The sequence below is a fragment of the Candidatus Magnetominusculus dajiuhuensis genome (assembly GCF_046044395.1).
GTDB lineage: Bacteria > Nitrospirota > Thermodesulfovibrionia > Thermodesulfovibrionales > Magnetobacteriaceae > Magnetominusculus > Magnetominusculus dajiuhuensis.
In genome coordinates, this window is sequence record NZ_JBJUSG010000083.1 from 1 (window position 1) to 17,163 (window position 17,163).

General features: G+C 46.9%; 16 protein-coding genes. 11 read left to right on the forward strand and 5 right to left on the reverse strand.

Features of this window, described 5'->3' with window-relative positions; all coding sequences use genetic code 11:
- Positions 1-239: 239 nt before the first annotated feature.
- The 7 genes from AB7D94_RS11580 to AB7D94_RS11610 all read left to right on the forward strand — a co-directional run bounded on the left by AB7D94_RS11580 (position 240) and on the right by AB7D94_RS11610 (position 7,041).
- Complete coding sequence (locus AB7D94_RS11580) at positions 240-2,000, forward strand: HD domain-containing phosphohydrolase (protein ID WP_420266040.1); 1,761 nt, start codon at positions 240-242, stop codon at positions 1,998-2,000.
- A 61-nt stretch (positions 2,001-2,061) separates the two neighbouring features.
- Complete coding sequence (locus tag AB7D94_RS11585; RefSeq protein ID WP_420266041.1) at positions 2,062-2,679, forward strand: class I SAM-dependent methyltransferase; 618 nt, start codon at positions 2,062-2,064, stop codon at positions 2,677-2,679.
- 11 nt (positions 2,680-2,690) lie between these two features.
- Entirely contained in the window at positions 2,691-3,374 is a 684-nt protein-coding gene (gene pgeF / locus AB7D94_RS11590) for a peptidoglycan editing factor PgeF (protein ID WP_420266042.1), read from the forward strand.
- A gap of 3 nt (positions 3,375-3,377) precedes the next feature.
- Positions 3,378-3,824, forward strand: a complete 447-nt coding sequence (gene tsaE / locus AB7D94_RS11595) for a tRNA (adenosine(37)-N6)-threonylcarbamoyltransferase complex ATPase subunit type 1 TsaE (RefSeq protein WP_420266043.1) — start codon at positions 3,378-3,380, stop codon at positions 3,822-3,824.
- On the forward strand, positions 3,790-4,656 hold the full coding sequence (locus AB7D94_RS11600; RefSeq protein ID WP_420266044.1) for an NAD(+)/NADH kinase: 867 nt from the start codon (positions 3,790-3,792) through the stop codon (positions 4,654-4,656). Before tsaE ends, AB7D94_RS11600 begins: the two co-directional genes overlap by 35 nt.
- Positions 4,641-5,333 (forward strand): uracil-DNA glycosylase, encoded by a 693-nt coding sequence (locus tag AB7D94_RS11605; RefSeq protein WP_420266045.1) that lies wholly within the window; start codon positions 4,641-4,643, stop codon positions 5,331-5,333. Before AB7D94_RS11600 ends, AB7D94_RS11605 begins: the two co-directional genes overlap by 16 nt.
- Positions 5,334-5,544: 211 nt before the next feature.
- Positions 5,545-7,041: a hypothetical protein gene (locus AB7D94_RS11610; protein ID WP_420266046.1), complete on the forward strand. Its 1,497-nt coding sequence runs from the start codon at positions 5,545-5,547 to the stop codon at positions 7,039-7,041.
- A 10-nt stretch (positions 7,042-7,051) separates the two neighbouring features.
- On the opposite strand, the gene AB7D94_RS11615 is transcribed toward AB7D94_RS11610, so the two are convergent.
- From AB7D94_RS11615 to AB7D94_RS11625, 3 genes are all read right to left on the reverse strand, one after another.
- Positions 7,052-8,164 carry a glycosyltransferase family 4 protein gene (locus tag AB7D94_RS11615; RefSeq protein WP_420266047.1) on the reverse strand — a complete coding sequence of 371 codons (1,113 nt, stop codon included), beginning with the start codon at positions 8,162-8,164 and terminating at the stop codon, positions 7,052-7,054.
- A 292-nt stretch (positions 8,165-8,456) separates the two neighbouring features.
- Positions 8,457-8,981 (reverse strand): UpxY family transcription antiterminator, encoded by a 525-nt coding sequence (locus AB7D94_RS11620; protein WP_420266048.1) that lies wholly within the window; start codon positions 8,979-8,981, stop codon positions 8,457-8,459.
- A 263-nt stretch (positions 8,982-9,244) separates the two neighbouring features.
- Entirely contained in the window at positions 9,245-10,636 is a 1,392-nt protein-coding gene (locus AB7D94_RS11625) for a WD40 repeat domain-containing protein (RefSeq protein WP_420266049.1), read from the reverse strand.
- Between the two features lie 231 nt (positions 10,637-10,867).
- Here AB7D94_RS11625 and relB point away from each other — a divergent pair, with 231 nt between their 5' ends.
- Both relB and AB7D94_RS11635 read left to right on the forward strand, forming a co-directional pair.
- On the forward strand, positions 10,868-11,086 hold the full coding sequence (gene relB / locus AB7D94_RS11630) for a type II toxin-antitoxin system RelB family antitoxin (protein WP_420266050.1): 219 nt from the start codon (positions 10,868-10,870) through the stop codon (positions 11,084-11,086).
- Positions 11,076-11,312: a type II toxin-antitoxin system RelE family toxin gene (locus tag AB7D94_RS11635; protein WP_420266051.1), complete on the forward strand. Its 237-nt coding sequence runs from the start codon at positions 11,076-11,078 to the stop codon at positions 11,310-11,312. Before relB ends, AB7D94_RS11635 begins: the two co-directional genes overlap by 11 nt.
- Positions 11,313-11,510: 198 nt before the next feature.
- On the opposite strand, the gene AB7D94_RS11640 is transcribed toward AB7D94_RS11635, so the two are convergent.
- Positions 11,511-13,358 (reverse strand): InlB B-repeat-containing protein, encoded by a 1,848-nt coding sequence (locus AB7D94_RS11640; protein ID WP_420266052.1) that lies wholly within the window; start codon positions 13,356-13,358, stop codon positions 11,511-11,513.
- A gap of 440 nt (positions 13,359-13,798) precedes the next feature.
- Positions 13,799-14,473, reverse strand: a complete 675-nt coding sequence (locus tag AB7D94_RS11645) for a hypothetical protein (RefSeq protein ID WP_420266053.1) — start codon at positions 14,471-14,473, stop codon at positions 13,799-13,801.
- 246 nt (positions 14,474-14,719) lie between these two features.
- On the opposite strand from AB7D94_RS11645, the gene AB7D94_RS11650 reads away from it, so the two are divergent.
- Both AB7D94_RS11650 and AB7D94_RS11655 read left to right on the forward strand, forming a co-directional pair.
- Positions 14,720-15,034, forward strand: coding sequence for a phasin family protein (locus AB7D94_RS11650; RefSeq protein WP_420266054.1), 315 nt, complete (start codon positions 14,720-14,722; stop codon positions 15,032-15,034).
- A gap of 5 nt (positions 15,035-15,039) precedes the next feature.
- Positions 15,040-16,740 (forward strand): ABC1 kinase family protein, encoded by a 1,701-nt coding sequence (locus tag AB7D94_RS11655; protein ID WP_420266055.1) that lies wholly within the window; start codon positions 15,040-15,042, stop codon positions 16,738-16,740.
- The last annotated feature ends 423 nt before the right edge of the window (positions 16,741-17,163 follow it).

Genomic DNA, 17,163 nt, shown 5'->3' on the forward strand with positions numbered 1-17,163 from the left:
CACCTCAAAAAAAAAGGGGGGGGGGGGGGCTGCTTTACTATTGTGACACAGTCTGGAAAGCGGGAATCCAGGAGAGGGAATTACTGGTGTAAGTTTCTAATGCGTTTGCCCTGTTATAAATGCCAAAGAGGTTGCAGCCGGTGGCGTTGTTATGTTAGTATCCTATGTCACCGGGCGGAGGCAGCTAAAAATTGTTATGATTTATATCATTACGCGTTTAAAAAAGAGGGAGTCTGATTATGGATTATTCTAAGGCGACTGAGTTTGAGGATTTTAATACCATACTCAAGGGAATTATAAGCTATCTCAAGGAACAAGGCGGCAAGACAACGTTGGACGCCAACCAGGAGGCTATCATCGCCGAGGTCGTGAGTTTTGTTGATGCCCAGGCAAGGCTCAAAAGAAAACTCCTGCAAATCGGTATCTCACTGTCGGCAGAGAAAAGCATTGACAACCTGCTTGAGATGATTGTGTCAGAGGCGATGGACTTCACTAACGCCGACGGCGGTACGCTTTACGTCATGTCGCCAGACGAGCAAAGCCTGTCATTTAAAATAATCCGGAATCGTTCGCTTAGGGTGAACAAAGGCGGCAGGGGAGGTGAGCCTCTCGCTTTTCCACCCGTACCCCTTTACAAGGCAGACGGCACCAGAAACATGCAAAACGTCTCCGCATACGTGGCCTTAACCGGTGAAACCAGAAACTTTCCCGATGTCTATGCAATAGAAGGTTTTGACTTTCAGGGGACAAAAAACTACGATAAAAATAATGGTTACCGCTCCCGTTCAATGCTCGTCACCCCCCTGAGAAACCATGAACGCGAGATAATCGGCGTCTTGCAGCTTATTAATGCCGGCGACGGCAGTGGCAACGTCATACAGTTTTCCCCCGACTATCAATATTTAATAGAATCTCTCGCCTCACAAGCGGCTATTGCCGTTACAAACACGACCCTAATCGCAGAATTGAAGGAGCTGTTGGATTCCTTTGTCAAGGTGATAGCAACTACAATTGACGAAAAATCCCCATACACCGGCGGCCATATCAGACGTGTAGCAGAGCTGACACTGGATATTGCAAGGGAACTTTGCAACTCTGAAGATAGGAAGTGGGAGGACTTTGCTCTTACTCCATATGAGAGTGAAGAGCTGAAAACAGCCGCATGGATGCACGATGTAGGTAAAATAACAACACCCGAGCATGTAGTGGATAAGTCCGCAAAGTTGGAGACTATTTACGACCGGGTACATACGGTAATCATGAGGATTGAGGTATTAAAAAGGGACATCGAAATCAAACATTTAAAGGAGAGAGCCGGGCTTGAGGCCGCTCATGGCGGAGGTGCCCGGAGCACCCTGCAAAGCCTTGACGAGGAATTCACAGGGCATATTCGGGAACTGGACGATGATATTGAGTTTTTGAAGACGGCCAACATCGGTGGTGAGTTTATCTCGGACGACAAGATCGAAAGAATCAACAAGATAGCCTCATACAAGATTATTGCCAACGGCACAGAGCAGCCTATATTAACCGGCGAAGAGGTCATAAATCTGTGCATACGCAGAGGAACGCTTACTGACAAAGAGCGTAAAATAATAGAGAATCATGCCGCAATGACGTATAAGATACTAAGCCAGCTTCCGTGGCCTAAAAAGATGAAAAACATTCCCACATATGCCGGCCAGCACCACGAAAAACTCGACGGCACAGGGTATCCCAACCGCACCCCTGCTGAGGAACTCTCCCTGCAGTCAAGGATAATGGCAATAGCCGATATATTTGAGGCCCTCTCAGCGGCGGACAGGCCATACAGGCCGGGTAAAAAGCTCTCCGAGTGTGTTAAAATAATTGGGTTCATGGCAAAAGATAAACATGTTGATAAGGAATTGGTTGATTTCTTAATAACCTCTGGAATAGCTGTTCGTTACGCGAAGCAGGAGATGAAGGAATACCAGTTGGATAATTTCGTTTATGAGGGCAAAGAATACGTGGTATTGTAAGTCCCATGCCGCGGATTGCAAACAGATGCTAATATAACACCAATTCAGGAGGTAATGTGATATGAAAAATGTCGTTAAGCTGCTGTCGTATAATACGTTTATACCCTTTTTCTACCCTGCTCTGATGCTGCCAATAAAACCGTGGCGCACGAAGGCGATAAAAATGATGGATTTTCATACCGGAGACCGTGTTATCGTTCCCGGCGTCGGAACCGGCCACGACCTTTCCGCTATCCCTAAAGACGTCCGCGTGGACGGTGTTGACATAAGCGATGTCATGCTTGGGCTGGGAAAGATTAAACTCAAACTGTTCGGCATGGAAAAGAGCGTAACCCTTAGTAAGATGGACGCGGAGAAGATGTCTTTTGACGACAATACATTCGACAAGGCGATATTGAGCCTCTTTCTTACCGTAGTGTTCGACGCAAGGAAGGCCTTTGCCGAGATCGTCAGGGTAGTAAAACCGGGCGGGCAGATACTCATATTTGACCATCTGCTTAGAAAAAGCAGCGTCCCCAATATACTTGCCAAGCCTATTGACACGGTCTTAAGTTACAGCTTCGCGAGCGTGACAAGGGTGCTCGACGATATAATTGAAGGCTATCCGGTCACGGTGGAAAAGACCGTAAAAGGCGACCTTTTGGGATTCATAGAGGGTTATCTGCTGGTTAAACACTAGGCCCCCCGCCTATGAACAATGGACTGATATATCCTGACATATTTAAGGATTTGGGTGTTGCCGCCTTCTTTACGGACAAGACGGTGGGGATAGATGCGACGAAGTTTGCGTTGTCGAAGAAGCCGCCGGTTCTCTGTATGCCCGTCCAAAAACACACCAACACGGTGATAGTACTACGAAAAGGCGCTGATATCATTGGCGGGCGTGAAGGGGATGCCGTCGTCACTGACAGAGACGATGTCATCGCCGGTGTGCGTACCGCCGACTGTGTCCCGATTCTGCTATACGACGCGGTTACGGGCGTGGCAGGGGCGGTTCATGCGGGGTGGCGCGGCACGGCCAAGGGTATCTTAAAGGCGGTGGTAGATGTCTATATAGAAGAGTTCAACTCCAGGGTGGGGGATATACTGATTGCGCTGGGGCCATCTATACGTGGATGCTGCTATGTCGTCGGGGAGGAGGTCGTGGAGGCAGTTACAAAGGCCTGCGGCGCAGGGGATTACACGACCGCCAAAGACAGCCGTATGTATGTAGACCTTGTGGGTGCGAACACCGCACAGGCATTGTCCATGAACATAAGGCCGGAAAATATATGGGCATCCGGTGACTGCACATTTTGTAGTTCTGAACGGTTTTATTCATTCCGCAAAGAAGGTACCGTAAGGGGGAGCCAGGGGGCATTTATCTGGAAATAAATAATGACTATCATAAGCAATTCACCGGAGGAGACAGTAGAAATAGGCAGACACATAGGCAGGCATCTCATCAAAGGGTTAAACGTATTTATATGCGGCGAGCTGGGGGCGGGTAAGACAACGCTGATAAAAGGAGCCGCCTCCGCATTCGGCATACCGGAGCGTGACATCACAAGCGCCACCTATACCCTTATTGCCGGGTACGAGAGTCAAACCCCATTTTATCACATAGACCTCTACCGCCTTGATGACATTAAATCCATAGAAGAGGTCGGCGTGTTTGACTGCATAGGCAATGGGAAGGCCGCCGCTGTTGAATGGGCGGAGAAACTCGCCGGCTACGCAATTGGGGACATCAGGGTTGACATAGCATATGGCGAAAGTGATAGGAGGATTATAAAAATAGAAGGGATAGATGAAAAAGATTGGGATTATAGCCCGGCCTGGTAAGGGCGAGGCCATTGATGTATTAAAGGGACTGATACCATGGCTGACTGGACATGACTGCGAGGTGTATGTTGACACAGATACATCGCGGCATTTAGGAATTGTAAAGACGTTATTCAGGGAATGCCAGCGTGAGGAGATGCCACGGCATGTTGGGCTGATTCTCGCACTTGGTGGGGATGGGACTATGCTTGCCGCCGCGAGGTGCGCGGCTCAGAAGGGAACTCCTTTGTTTGGAATTAATCTTGGCGGGTTGGGATTTATCACAGAGGTAAACAAATCGGAGATATATGGCGTCATAGAAAAGGTGGTATCGGGGGAGTGTGATATACAACAGAGGATAATGCTCGACGCCTCTGTCATAAGGGCAGGGAAAGGGGTCTGTTATTTCACCGTTTTAAACGACTTAGTAATAAACAAGGGTGCCCTTGCAAGGATATTCGACATAGAGGTATCCATAGACGGCAGATATGTGACGACATATAAGGCCGACGGGTTGATATTCGCAACCCCAACCGGCTCAACGGCATACAGCCTCTCCGCCGGCGGCCCGATACTCTACCCGACTATGCACTGCCTGGTAATAACTCCAATATGTCCACATATGCTTACCAACCGCCCAATAGTAGTCCCCGACGACTCCGTGATAGAGGCCACGGTAAAGACCGGCAGCGAGGACATATGTTTAACTCTGGATGGGCAAATGGGGTTTCATCTCAAGCAGGACGACGTTATAGAAATAAGGAAATCGGCATACAAGACCAGTCTCGTTATACCATACGAAAGGGACTATTTTCAGATATTAAGGGAGAAGCTCAAATGGGGGCAGAGATGACAGACAGGTCACGCAACATGGCAGATTTATTGCATATATTCGACAAGCTGGGTTTTGATGCCCTGCCGGAGGTGTTGATTTCAAATCTGGAATCTGACAAAGAGAATCTCTTAAAGGCCATAAGAAACGACATAGGAAACTGCAAAAGGTGTAAACTCCACACAGGCCGGACAAATATAGTCTTTGGCGAAGGTGACCCCAACACAAGGCTGATGTTTGTGGGAGAGGGTCCTGGCGCCGACGAAGACGCCACAGGAAGGCCGTTTGTCGGCAGGGCCGGCAAGGTCTTAGAGAGTCTTATCAATAAGATGGGATTCAGGCGTGAGGACGTATATATTGCAAACATAGTGAAGTGCCGCCCCCCCGGCAACAGAGAACCGGAAGAAGACGAAATCGCCGCGTGCAGGGGTTTTATAGAGAGACAAATCGAATCAATAGCCCCGGATGCCATTATGACCCTCGGCAACGTATCAACAAAGACTTTGTTATCAACGGATAAAACAATAGGCCAGATGAGAGGCGATTTCTATGACTACAATGGCATTAAGGTGATGCCGACGTACCATCCCTCGTATTTTCTAAGAAATCCGAGCAAAAAAGTATTCACATGGAACGATGCCATAAAGGTGCTGAATTATCTGGGTATCGAAGTAATAAGTATAAAAAGAAAGGATTAACGACGAAGGGGGGGTAACCCCCCCTTCACCCCGTAAATCTCGCCACGTTTTGTATAGTTAATTCCAACTGCCGCTCGTTGGCGGCTTCAGTACTCCGGCTTAAGGATAGAAATGCGGTAATAACCCTGTGACGCGGTAATAACCCTTGACTTTAGGACGCCAAAGCAGGTACTCTCCCGCCAGGAGTATTTTATCAGGGGGTTTGTTTTTTATGCGTGCCACAAATAGCAAACAGGAGCTTTATCACAGCATCTTTGGTTCTATCCTTGACCGAACTGAAATGACCCCTTATCTGATGCTCCATGCGTACGATTATAAAACCGCCCTCTCTCAGGCAACAAAAATGATGGGCAACCGCGGGTTTGACATAAAAGGAGGCGATGCTCTGACCGCGTCTGAAAATAACAGGGCCAAAAGATACGTGGACATGGCCCTTGGTTATTGCCATCAATATCTGTTTCCATTTTTAAAGGAACAACTTGCAACACTGATAAGGTTAAACTCACCGGCCATTTCTTATTATGAAACGCTCAATGATTCCATCATAGAAATAGAAAAGAGGCTACTGGACAATGAATTCTGCCGCATTGTCGCCGAAGACCCAAGGCATCTGTTTCTAATGGCCTCATCAGGGAAGTACCCTCACCTGTTTTATGGATATAAGGGAATGAATATGACAGTTCCCGATGATTTTCAACATATGGCGTGCGCCCTTCTGAAAGTCTGCCATCTGATAAAATCAACCGAAGAGGACAGCCAGGATATAAATGATTTTGTTGCGCTCGGCCTTTATTTTACTTCAAATGGCTTAACGCTTAACAATCTGTTTGATTTTGACTTCCAGCACCCACTTGCAACTCTCATTGACAATGAGCCTTCATATAGGGCATATGTTAAGGTCTCCACCTTCTTTGACCGTCTCAGGGAATTCACAGATTTTGACAGGGAAAGAAACCTTTTTATTTTCAAAAGCGGTGACGGCGTTGATGTGGAAATTGCGGAGATATCCTCCAGATTAAAAACCGTATTCAGCATGGCAACCAAACTTGGAAACGATTTTGAAGGCGAGGCCTGCATGATAAAAGACCCTTTGGCCGTGACGTTCATATTAAACGACAGAAACGATACGCTTAAGCTCTTTCACGCCCTGCAAAAAAGAGGCGTAATCCTCCAGGAAACCGTAGTCTCTTCCTCCATAACACAAACCATATTTGATACCCCTGAGGATATGACAGAGGCCATAAGCAGGTTGATGACAAGCCTCAACAGAAGCGGCCACAACAACTATGTGCCTGAAAATGAGGAGATTTTACAAAACGCGACGGACTTCTATAATGCACTGAGCAAAAATGCAACCAGAAATGCACATACCTCAAAGGGACATAAAAAGTTTCAGTGCAAGTTGAATTTCCCCGTTCCAATACACAGATGCCAGCAAACGAGAAAAATCCTCCTACCCTGTGCCATTAATCACGGGCCACAGGTATCTGTGCCCTGCTTTACCGAGCAGCATACGCTGCCGGTTGAATTGAGGATATCGGATAAACAGAGTTGGGAAGACTCCGAACAAAAAGGTGATTCCCATCACGACGCATATAAGTTCAGACAACTGGTTTCGGTGATGAACAGGCTTTTTAAGGATAATTTCCACTTCCCGAAAGAATTAGACTCAATGTTGAGAGACGACCAGCGGGATGTTTTTCTTTAGAAAAGTAAACCTATGCGTCAAAAACTTCTTTATAGACATCAAGGGTTTTGAGGGCTGTTTGCCTCCAGTTAAACAGTGCCGAGCGTTTCAGCCCTTTTTCTGCGAGCGCCTTCGCATACTCACGGTCAGATAAAACCTCATTCATGGCATTTTTCAGCGATTCTACATCCCCCGGTGCCACAAGTACTCCAGAGTCGCCCACCACTTCCGGCAAAGAAGATACATTTGAGCATATTACCGGAGTCCCACAGGCCATCGCCTCAAGAGGCGGAAATCCAAATCCCTCATAAAACGATGGAAACACAAACAACAGAGCGCCATTGTACACAGCCATAAGGTCTTCCTCCGCAACATAATTCAGATGATAGACTGTCTTTCCCAGTTTCTCAGACTCTATCTTCCTTTGTATGTGATCAAAGCCTACTCCGGGCTTACCAACAAGGACAAGCGGCGCAATATCCCCTGCTTCCTTTTTCAGGCGTGAGTACGCCTCAATAAGCGCGACTATATTCTTACGAACCTCCAGCTTCCCCACATAAAGAATGTATTCACCCGGAAGGTGAAGCCGCCTGAGGGTAGTTTCTATAAGGCTTTTATCGTTGATAACTTTGAAGTGCTCAGATACGCCCAGGGGAATAACCCTTATCTTGTCCTCACAGCCGTAGAGCCTGACAATGTCCCTCTTTGATGCCTCAGAGTCGGTGATTATCCTGTCCGCCTGTGGAATTGATAACCTGTATGATATGCGGGCTATGGTACGAAATTTTCTGCTGCAATACTCTGGAAACATAACTGGTATAAGGTCGTGCACTGTTATTATCAGGGGACATTGTTTCCTTATCGGCCCCCCAAAGTTGTACGGGGCATGGAAAATATCTATTCCTTCTTTTCTTATCATTTTGGGTAAATCTATTATATTCCAGAAGAGGACTTTACGCCTTAACGATGTGTGCACGGGATAATTTGCAGGGACAGGTTCAGGCATTGTGAACAAGCTGTTATGAAATAGTATAAAAGTATGGGGCGTATTAAGCCGGGAGAACTGAAAAAGGAGCTCCGCCGCATATATCCCGACGGCAGTCTTTTGTTCCACAATCCGGCACGCGTCAAATCCTATCCTCAAATTCTTATACCCCGCATTACATCCTTAAATAACATCACGCCATCCTCATGCCGACTCCAATTCGCAACAGCAGATGATATCAGATAGCTCAAAATATTTATAAAACCATCCATTTCGCAGTTTATATCATGCCTTTCCTTTGTATTGTCAGCCATATCAGGAAATGTTTCCTTCATTGAAGATGAAATAAAATGTTTTCAGCAGCACAAAGGCGGGACACAACCCACCGACCACCACACTAAGAGCGCAGCCCCGCTCAAGACAAACATCCCGCCTGAACCCTGACTAAACTCTAAACAGCATCTACGTCTGAGGCATCTATTTCAACAGACACCCCCTGCTGTAACATATCAATCAAAACAACCAGCTTGTGTAACCCTTTCTTCTTGACAAGGAGACCATCAACTCCGGCAAAAGGCCCCCTCTTTACCCTTACTTTATGTCCTTCCATTAGAAATGGGTAGGGGTTTACTGTTTCCTTACTTTCTATTATTTTCATCAGGGAAGCTATCTGCTCATCAGGCACCGATTCATAGCCACACCCGCCATGATTAGAGCCTACAAAGCATACAACTCCCTGCGTTTGCAACACCAAGCGCTTATCCTCAGGCCCGTCTATTGAGCGTACAAACAGATAATTCGGGAAAAGAGGAAACTCCACCAGCTTCTTCCTGTCTTTCCACTTGCTTAACCTATGTACAGACGGCAGAAACGCCTCCTTCTGAGCCTTTACCAGCCTCTCCAGAACCTTGAATTCATGCCGTGGCCTGACATAAACGCAATACCACAAGAGGCCCGATCCATTTTCCGTACGCACACTCACGCCCCCGGTACAATTCACAATCCTTCGCCCTTACGCATCATGTACAGTATTATACACACTCCACAATAATATGTCAATGCGTACGCGCTCTACGAATTGCCTCAGTCACAGCAAAGTGGAAATGTCCTATTCATAGCAAAATAGAAATGTCCTATTCATAGCAAAATAGAAATGTCCCATCTCAGTGATGGCGGGGCAAGGACGGGCAATAGGAAAAAGAAAACTCAGAGTTTTTTAAGACAGACTCCGGGTGGTTATTATTCCCATTTTATCCCAAAGGAGTGCCAGACGCCACCATAACCGTAATATAGATACCCGTCTGAATACGCCAGGATTGCCGTGCCATTTGTAAACAATTGGATATAGTATGTGCCGTTTGCGTCAGTCCCTGCTGTCACACCCCCGGATTTTGTCCCAAAGAGTGAGGGATATACGCTGTATACCCCGTTAATCCACGCGTTTGCCGTATCAGCAACACTGGTGCCGTTCCAGACAATAAACAAAGAGTTCCAGCTTGTGTCGCTGAAGGAATACAGATAGCCATCCGTCCATGCCAAAATTATCTTGCCATTGTTAAAATATTGCATAAAGTATGCGCCGCTTGTCGTTATTAATGTAACCACCCCGCCAGCCTTTGTTCCATAGTATGCGGAATATTCACTACATAACGCATTTATCCAGGCGCTCGCCGCAGGATAGTTCACTGAGTAATATCCTGTCCAGATAGATCCATGCGTAGATGAGATAACGGCAACCAGCTTAGTGCCTGTTGAATCCGATGCTATGCTGTTCCAATTGTTGCCGCCGCCATATACATTACCCGCTGTCCATGTGCCGTTTACATAGGTCCAGATATCGCCGCCATACGAGGCAGCGGCCAGTCTGCTGCCGTCTGCGCTTGACGCCACGCTTGACCAGCCAGTCTGGCCCAATAAAGACGCAGTCCACAGGCCATTTGAATACACCCAAACTCCCGTGCTGTTGACGGCGGCCAGCTTCGTGCCGTCTGAATTGGACGCCACTGCCGCCCAATCGCTGCTGCCACCGAGTACCTGATTCGGTGTCCATATGCCGTTTGAATACGTCCAAATATCACCGCCATTGACAGCGGCGACCAGTTTTGTGCCGTCTGAGTTTGACGCCACGGCGGCCCAACTATTGCTGCCCCCGCCTGCATTGTTGCCAGTCCATACACCGTTTGAATATGTCCAAATATCACCGCCATTGACAGCGGCGACCAGTTTTGTGCCGTCTGAGTTTGATGCCACAGCAGCCCAGCTGTTGCTGCCCCCGTTTACCTTATTTGCAGCCCATACGCCGTTTGAATACGTCCAGATATCACCGCCACTAGCGGCGGCAACCAACTTAGTGCCCGTCGAATCTGATGCCACAGCAGTCCATGTATTGTTGTCCCCGTTTACCTTAGCCTCCGTCCATGCGCCGTTTGAATAAGACCAGATATCTCCGCCCTTGATTGCGGCAATCAGCCTTGTGCCGTCTGAATTGGAGGCCACACTATACCACTTAGCGTTTGAGCCAGTGCTATTCCACGCCCATCCATTGTCGGCATGAGACGCTGTGGGCGCAAGCAGAGCGAGAAATACAAACAACACCAACGATAATTTTACAAAACTACCCCATCTAAGCATATAACATCCTCCATAACCGGCTAATCATTAATCACCATGCGGCCACAACTCACCACTCACACGCGCAACCCTCACTGAAGCCGCTGTCGGCGTAAATTATTATAATAGAGTGGGTATGAATATATCAAGGAATTGCCGACGTGTCTTGATGCCAGCGGTTGTGTGGATATTTCTGGCATTGCCGCGAAGTGGTTATGTTACAATACACATAGCACATTTAAGGAGGATTAGATGTCAAAAAATCTAAGTGTACGGGTGCCTGACGATGTATTCGAAAGACTTGAGAATCTATCGAAGAAGACATTTCGTCCCAAGAGTTTTTATATAAAGGAAATGCTTGCCAGTTATATGGCAGAATTCGAGGATGCCTATCTCGCGCTCGAAAGGATGAACGACCCCGATACAAAATACTATTCATCCGAAGAGGCAAAGAATAGACTTGGCATATAATGTTGTTTGGGCAGATAAAGCCTTAGACGATATTGCCTCCTTTGATAAGAAAACAGCTCGTTCTGTTATGGACAAGGTAGAAAATTATCTCGCTAAGGAACCTCTCAACCTGGGTAAACCGCTTAGCGGCATATTTATCTGTCTATCGTTAGAGTTGGCCATAGAAAAGATATCTACGATAAAAAATAGAGGCATGGAGGGAATACTTCAGGAAACATATTATTAAAACTACGCATTTTACTTTTCCCTGCAATTTGGTATTAACCGGCTCATTTATGATAGAACCCCATAGGACAAGTAAGACAGTGTACTGTTGTTAAGGAGGCAGGTTTTTATTTGATATGATGAGCAATACGATAATGGCGGCCATTAAGCCGCCATTGCCAACCACTTCAACTGTATCAGGACTTGCTACGCCCTTTGTTTATTTCCAGCTTACCCCTAAAGCGTACCATGTACTATTATAATAAACATACATCGTTCCATCTGTCCATGCTACAAGCGCAGCCCCATTGGTAAACACCTGGACATAGTATGTGGCAGAGCCGGATGTTCCCGTAAGTATGCCTCCAGATTTAGCGCCAAAAAACGAAGCATATTGATTATAGATTGAGTTAATTGCCGTTGTTGCCTTATCAAGGTCGCTTCCAGATGTCTTCCAGCTTACCCCTAAGGCGTACCATGTGCCATTTGAATAAACATACATAGTCCCATCTGTCCAGGCCACGATGGCAGCGCCATTGGTAAACCATTGGACATAGTATGTGGCAGAGCCGGATGTCCCCGTAACTATGCCGCCAGATTTAGTGCCAAAGAATGAAGCATATTGACCATAGATTGCGTCAATTTCCGCCGAGGCAGAGTTATAGTCCGAAGACCCTCCAGATGTTGTAAATGTCACCGTTACAGACTTATTCGACGACATCGAAACGGTACAATACTGACCGCTTGTCGCGTCACACCCTGACCAGCTTGAAAACGTAGAACCGGACGCGGCTGTTGCTGTTAGCGTTACCGATGTGCCGGAAGTGTAGGTGGCCGTGCCGGTGCTGCCGCTCCAACTGAGAGAGCCGCTTGACGGTGTTACGGTGCCTGTACCCGCGCCGGTTTTTGTTACGCTTAGGGTATATGAAGAAGATGGAGGCGATATTATCCAATTAGACGTCCCTATCTGAACAGGTGAGTTCTCATCGGTAGTTGTGCCGTCTCCTAAACGACCACTGCTATTACCACCCCAAGCCCAAAGAGTGCCGTCACTTTTTACCCCCATTGTGTAGCCATTGCCTGCGGCTACGCCTGACCAGGTAGATGTCCCTATCTGAACAGGTAAGTTCCTATTGGTAGTCGTGCCGTCTCCTAGCTGACCGTTGCTGTTATAACCCCAAGCCCAAAGAGTGCCGTCTCTTTTTATCCCTACCGTGTGCAAGGCACTTGCGGCTACGCTTGACCAGGTAGATGTCCCTATCTGAACAGGTATCAAACTATCGATATTTGTACCGTTTCCTAATTGACCCACCACATTATAACCCCAAGCCCAAAGAGTGCCGTCATTTTTTATCCCTACCGTGTGAGTATAACCTGAGGATACTGATGACCAATTTGTAGATGTCCCTATTTGAACAGGTGAAAATGCACCGGTAGTTCCGCCGTTTCCGAATTGGCCACTGTTATTCACACCCCAAGCCCAAAGAGTGCCGTCTCTTTTTATCCCTATCTTGGTATATACAGATGAGGATACTGATGACCAAGTGGATGTCCCTATCTGAACAGGTGACAACTTATCGGTAGTCGTTCCATCTCCTAATTGACCGTAGGCATTATAACCCCAAGCCCAAAGAGTGCCGTCTCTTTTTATTCCTATTGTGTCCAGACCATCTGCGGATACGCTTGACCAGGCAGATGTCCCTACCTGAACAGGTGAGTTCTTATCGGTGGTTGTGCCGTCTCCTATTTCACCGTAGGAATTATAACCCCAAGCCCAAAGAGTGCCGTCACTTTTTATCCCTGCCGTGCAATTGCCACTTGCAGATACGCTTGACCAGTCAGATGTCCCTATCTGAACAGGTGACAACTTATTGGTAGTTGTTCCGTCTCCTATCTCACCGTAGGCATTACTACCCCAAGCCCAAAGAGTACCGTCATTTTTTATCCCTGCCGTGTGATTACCATCGGCGGCGGATACGTTTGCGAAGGACAAAGAGCTAAGGCAAAAGACTGTTATCAACAATACCGCAACTGTGGCCACACTTCTACTTAGTTGCCTGCTTATCATGGATGAATACTCCTCGTTCACTTTTTTTGTTTGAGCTGATTAAGGAGTACACACGTAAAAAGACAGGTTTCACACCAAACTACATCTCCATGACGTTATCAGGTCGTTATGGACATTTAGAACGTAAAACATATCACCTTACCAATGCACTCATTAACACGCAGAGTCATGTTAGACTCATACAGACATAACAAGGCTAAAACGAGAAACTAATCTCTTTTCATCTTAAGGGAACCTCTTCCCATGCCACTCAGAGATATTATACATGAGTATATCAGTTTTTGTCAATACGTACACGTTACGCAGACGTGAACTGCCGATGCGCCCTGATGGCAAGCGAACGGCGACCATTACGTCGCCATTGCCAATCCATCTATGAACAGGTGTCGCTGCACGCCATTATATGCCTGTCAGCTATATGCCTGTCAACTTTGTATCGGCTACTCCAAAAACTTTATGGAGTCAATTATCTTTTGGAGTGTAGGTTTTGCCTCGTCAAATTCATTAGACTCGGCTGAGGCCATAAAGTTGAAATAGAAGTTTTCCCTGTCGTAGCATTGCCATATTATGCGCTGGGGACCGTTTTTGCCAGCGTCTATTAATTCCCAGCCTCTTGCGTATAGCACATCCTTTCCCTTTACCTTTTTCACATCATCCCTGCGTTTTGCCGCGATATTCTTCCCGTGCTTAATATCCTCCATCGCAGTCTTTAACGATGCCTTAACAGAGGCCTCCGCAGGGAAATCGCTCGCAAGCTGTGTGTATTGAAAAGCAAAGTGTTGGGTTGTGCCTGTTTTTCTGAAAACCATATTGTCGGAGTCGGGTGTGCCTGATGATATTTCCCACCCCGCAGGGATTGTAAATGTAAACCTTCTCGTATTGTTTGTATACGACTTCTCCTCTTTGGACGTCTTGGGAGATGACGCATCAGGTTTAGCGTCATTAGGTTTAGCGTCATTAGGTTTGACCGCTTCAGTCCCCTGGGGTTTTAATGCGTCCGCCGGGTTAAGCCCCTTGAGATCAAAGGCACCTACATTTCCGGCATTTCCGGCTAAAACAGCGGCGACCAACCCTGCAATCAGACAGGTTGTTACTAAAAACTTTCTACTTTTCATACATACCTCCCGATATATTGATTTTGCTCACCCGCTGTAAAATGGCATAAAGCAGAGCCGTATGTCAATATCAAATTTGTTTTTGTACACGTTACACATGTACACGTTACGCCCGCATGTATTCAGGCTTTCGCTCAATTCATGTAGTTTTTTCGTGAGGCAATTCGCAATTTGGTATTAACCGGCTCATTTATGTTAGAATCCCACAATATGAACTATACAGTGTACTGTTGTTAAGGAGGCAGAATGTTATTTGATATGATAAGGAATACGATAATGGCGGCCCTTGGGGCGCAGGAAACTCTCAAAGAGTTTATTGATGGGTTAGTGGAAAAAGGGCAGTTGAGCGAATCACAGGGCAAAAGCATGATAGACGAATGGTCTGAGAAGATTACCAATGCGGGTTCGGGTATAAACGCAAACATCTCTGAAATAATAGACCTGGCCCTCAGCAAGATGAACCTTGCCACGAAGGACGACATAGAAAAGCTCAACAAGAAAATAGCCGCCCTCGCACAGCGCCTTGCCGCCCATGAAGGCGACCACACGGAAAACGCATAGAATCAATGTTCAGCGAACTCCTTAAAATAAGAAAGACCTACAGGAACATAAACCGGATAACGCAGATACTGAATGTGCTGGTTAAGCACGGCTTCGGCCAGTTTATTGAGCAGTTGAATCTCAATGGACTGATCCCGTTCAGAAAACGTATCAAGCTCCTGGCGGGCGGGGTAATCCTTGAGAGCACGGTTGCCGTGAGCCTGAGGCAGGTTTTTGAGGAGCTTGGCCCGTCGTTTATAAAGCTCGCCCAGATACTGTCGTCACGCCCTGACCTGATAACAGAACGCTATGCCACGGAGTTTGAGAAGCTCCAGGATGAGGTGCCGCCGTTTCCCTTTCAGAGCGCTAAAAACATAATCGAAAAAGAACTTGGCAAGCCCATAGAAGAGATATTCGGGGACATTGAACAGACCCCGATAGCCGCCGCGTCAATATCACAGGTACACAGGGCAACACTCAAAGATGGCTCTTTGGTGGTTGTGAAGGTGCAGCGCCCTCGTATAAAAGAGATAATTGAAACCGACATCAGTATAATGAAAATGATATCCGGCCTGATGCTCAAATATATACCGGACTCAGAGGTATTTAACCCATTGGGAATAATCGCCGAGTTTTCCAGGACGATAAAAAAAGAGATGAATTTCTGTGAGGAGGCCAGGAACATTCAGCGCTTCACGAAGAATTTCAAGACCGTCAAGACTATAAAGATTCCCATCCTATATCCTGAATTTACATCTGAACGCGTACTGGTGATGGAAAGAATTGAGGGAATGAGGATAAACGACATAAGTGCCATAGATGCGGCTGGGCTTGACAGGAATGAGCTTGCGGCAACTCTCGTAAACGCGTATTTTAAGATGATACTTGACGATGGATTTTTCCACGCTGACCCGCACCCCGGCAATCTGTTCGTCCTGTATGACGGGCGAATCGCAATTGTGGATTTTGGAATGGCCGGATGGTTGCCCCCTGTGGTGATGGAAAGCATTGCGGCGCTGCTCGTTGCCCTTGTGCATAAGGATTTTGAATCGTTGATAGACCAGTTCGTGGAGCTTGGGATGATAACAGACGAGATGGACATAGATCGGTTCAGACAGGAGTTTCTTGCCGATATGATGGAGCTGTTGCTGCCCCTGTATGACAGCGCGTTGTCGGAGATAAACTTTGCCGAGTACCTGAATACGGTAACGCGCCTTTCGATAAAACACAAGCTGAAAATCCCGTCGTCTCTGCTGCTGATAGACAAGTGCCTGTTAATAGTAGATAATACGGTGAGGGAGCTTGCTCCGGGGTTTAACTTTATAAGTGCCGCAACCCCATATACGTCCACACTGATAATGAAAAAATATGGGCCTAAGAGGGTGCTTGACAAGCTCGAAAGACACCTGTCCGGCCTGGCCGACTCCCTGATAGACACGCCAAAGAAACTCCGCGTCCTTCTTAGGCGAATGATAGCCGGTGAGTTCACTATTAAGTCTAACATAGCGGGCATAGACCGCCTGACAAGGGACATTGAAAAGTCCTCCAACAGGCTGTCTTTCAGCATAGTGATAGCGTCAATTATAATGAGTTCGTCCATATTGACACTATCAGGGACAGGAGCTAAGATATTCGACATACCGGCCATAGGGACGCTGGGCTTCACGATAGCCTTTTTTCTTGGTATATGGCTGATAATATCAATACTAAGGTCAGGCAAACTCTGACAAAACATGGTGAGATTTACGGGTGAAGGGGAGTTACTCCCCTTCGTCTTTAATCCTTATGTCTTTGTCCTATTGATTTAAATTTGGAGCGGGCGACGAGACTCGAACTCGCGACCCCAACCTTGGCAAGGTAATCCAGAAGGATTTAGGCGTTTCCCGTCTATTTCCTTCTGTTTCCTTTCCTTTCTTTTTTCAAGGGTTTGCAGGGTATGCCTTCCCGTCAGTACTTCCGAATCTTACCGTCCTTTCCCGTCTGTCTGCTATACAAAAACTATACAGTCTTTAATCATGCGTTCATAGGCTCTATTAATGGATTTGCAGGTCTAATAACGCCTGAACAGAAAAACCATGCGGGCAAGTTTCGGTATTATCGTAAGCGTCTAAATAACTACACCCGTTGATTTCCCTGCGAGGGCATCCCTA

What these genes read in the sequence shown, in the direction of transcription:
- relB (WP_420266050.1), top strand. Translation starts at nt 10,868, where the DNA reads ATGTCAAAAAATCTAAGTGTACGGGTGCCTGACGATGTATTCGAAAGA.
- AB7D94_RS11650 (WP_420266054.1), top strand. Translation starts at nt 14,720, where the DNA reads ATGTTATTTGATATGATAAGGAATACGATAATGGCGGCCCTTGGGGCG.
- AB7D94_RS11600 (WP_420266044.1), top strand. Translation starts at nt 3,790, where the DNA reads ATGAAAAAGATTGGGATTATAGCCCGGCCTGGTAAGGGCGAGGCCATT.
- AB7D94_RS11605 (WP_420266045.1), top strand. Translation starts at nt 4,641, where the DNA reads ATGGGGGCAGAGATGACAGACAGGTCACGCAACATGGCAGATTTATTG.
- AB7D94_RS11585 (WP_420266041.1), top strand. Translation starts at nt 2,062, where the DNA reads ATGAAAAATGTCGTTAAGCTGCTGTCGTATAATACGTTTATACCCTTT.
- AB7D94_RS11640 (WP_420266052.1), bottom strand. Translation starts at nt 13,358, where the DNA reads ATGATAAGCAGGCAACTAAGTAGAAGTGTGGCCACAGTTGCGGTATTG.
- AB7D94_RS11655 (WP_420266055.1), top strand. Translation starts at nt 15,040, where the DNA reads ATGTTCAGCGAACTCCTTAAAATAAGAAAGACCTACAGGAACATAAAC.
- tsaE (WP_420266043.1), top strand. Translation starts at nt 3,378, where the DNA reads ATGACTATCATAAGCAATTCACCGGAGGAGACAGTAGAAATAGGCAGA.
- pgeF (WP_420266042.1), top strand. Translation starts at nt 2,691, where the DNA reads ATGAACAATGGACTGATATATCCTGACATATTTAAGGATTTGGGTGTT.
- AB7D94_RS11580 (WP_420266040.1), top strand. Translation starts at nt 240, where the DNA reads ATGGATTATTCTAAGGCGACTGAGTTTGAGGATTTTAATACCATACTC.
- AB7D94_RS11625 (WP_420266049.1), bottom strand. Translation starts at nt 10,636, where the DNA reads ATGCTTAGATGGGGTAGTTTTGTAAAATTATCGTTGGTGTTGTTTGTA.
- AB7D94_RS11610 (WP_420266046.1), top strand. Translation starts at nt 5,545, where the DNA reads ATGCGTGCCACAAATAGCAAACAGGAGCTTTATCACAGCATCTTTGGT.
- AB7D94_RS11645 (WP_420266053.1), bottom strand. Translation starts at nt 14,473, where the DNA reads ATGAAAAGTAGAAAGTTTTTAGTAACAACCTGTCTGATTGCAGGGTTG.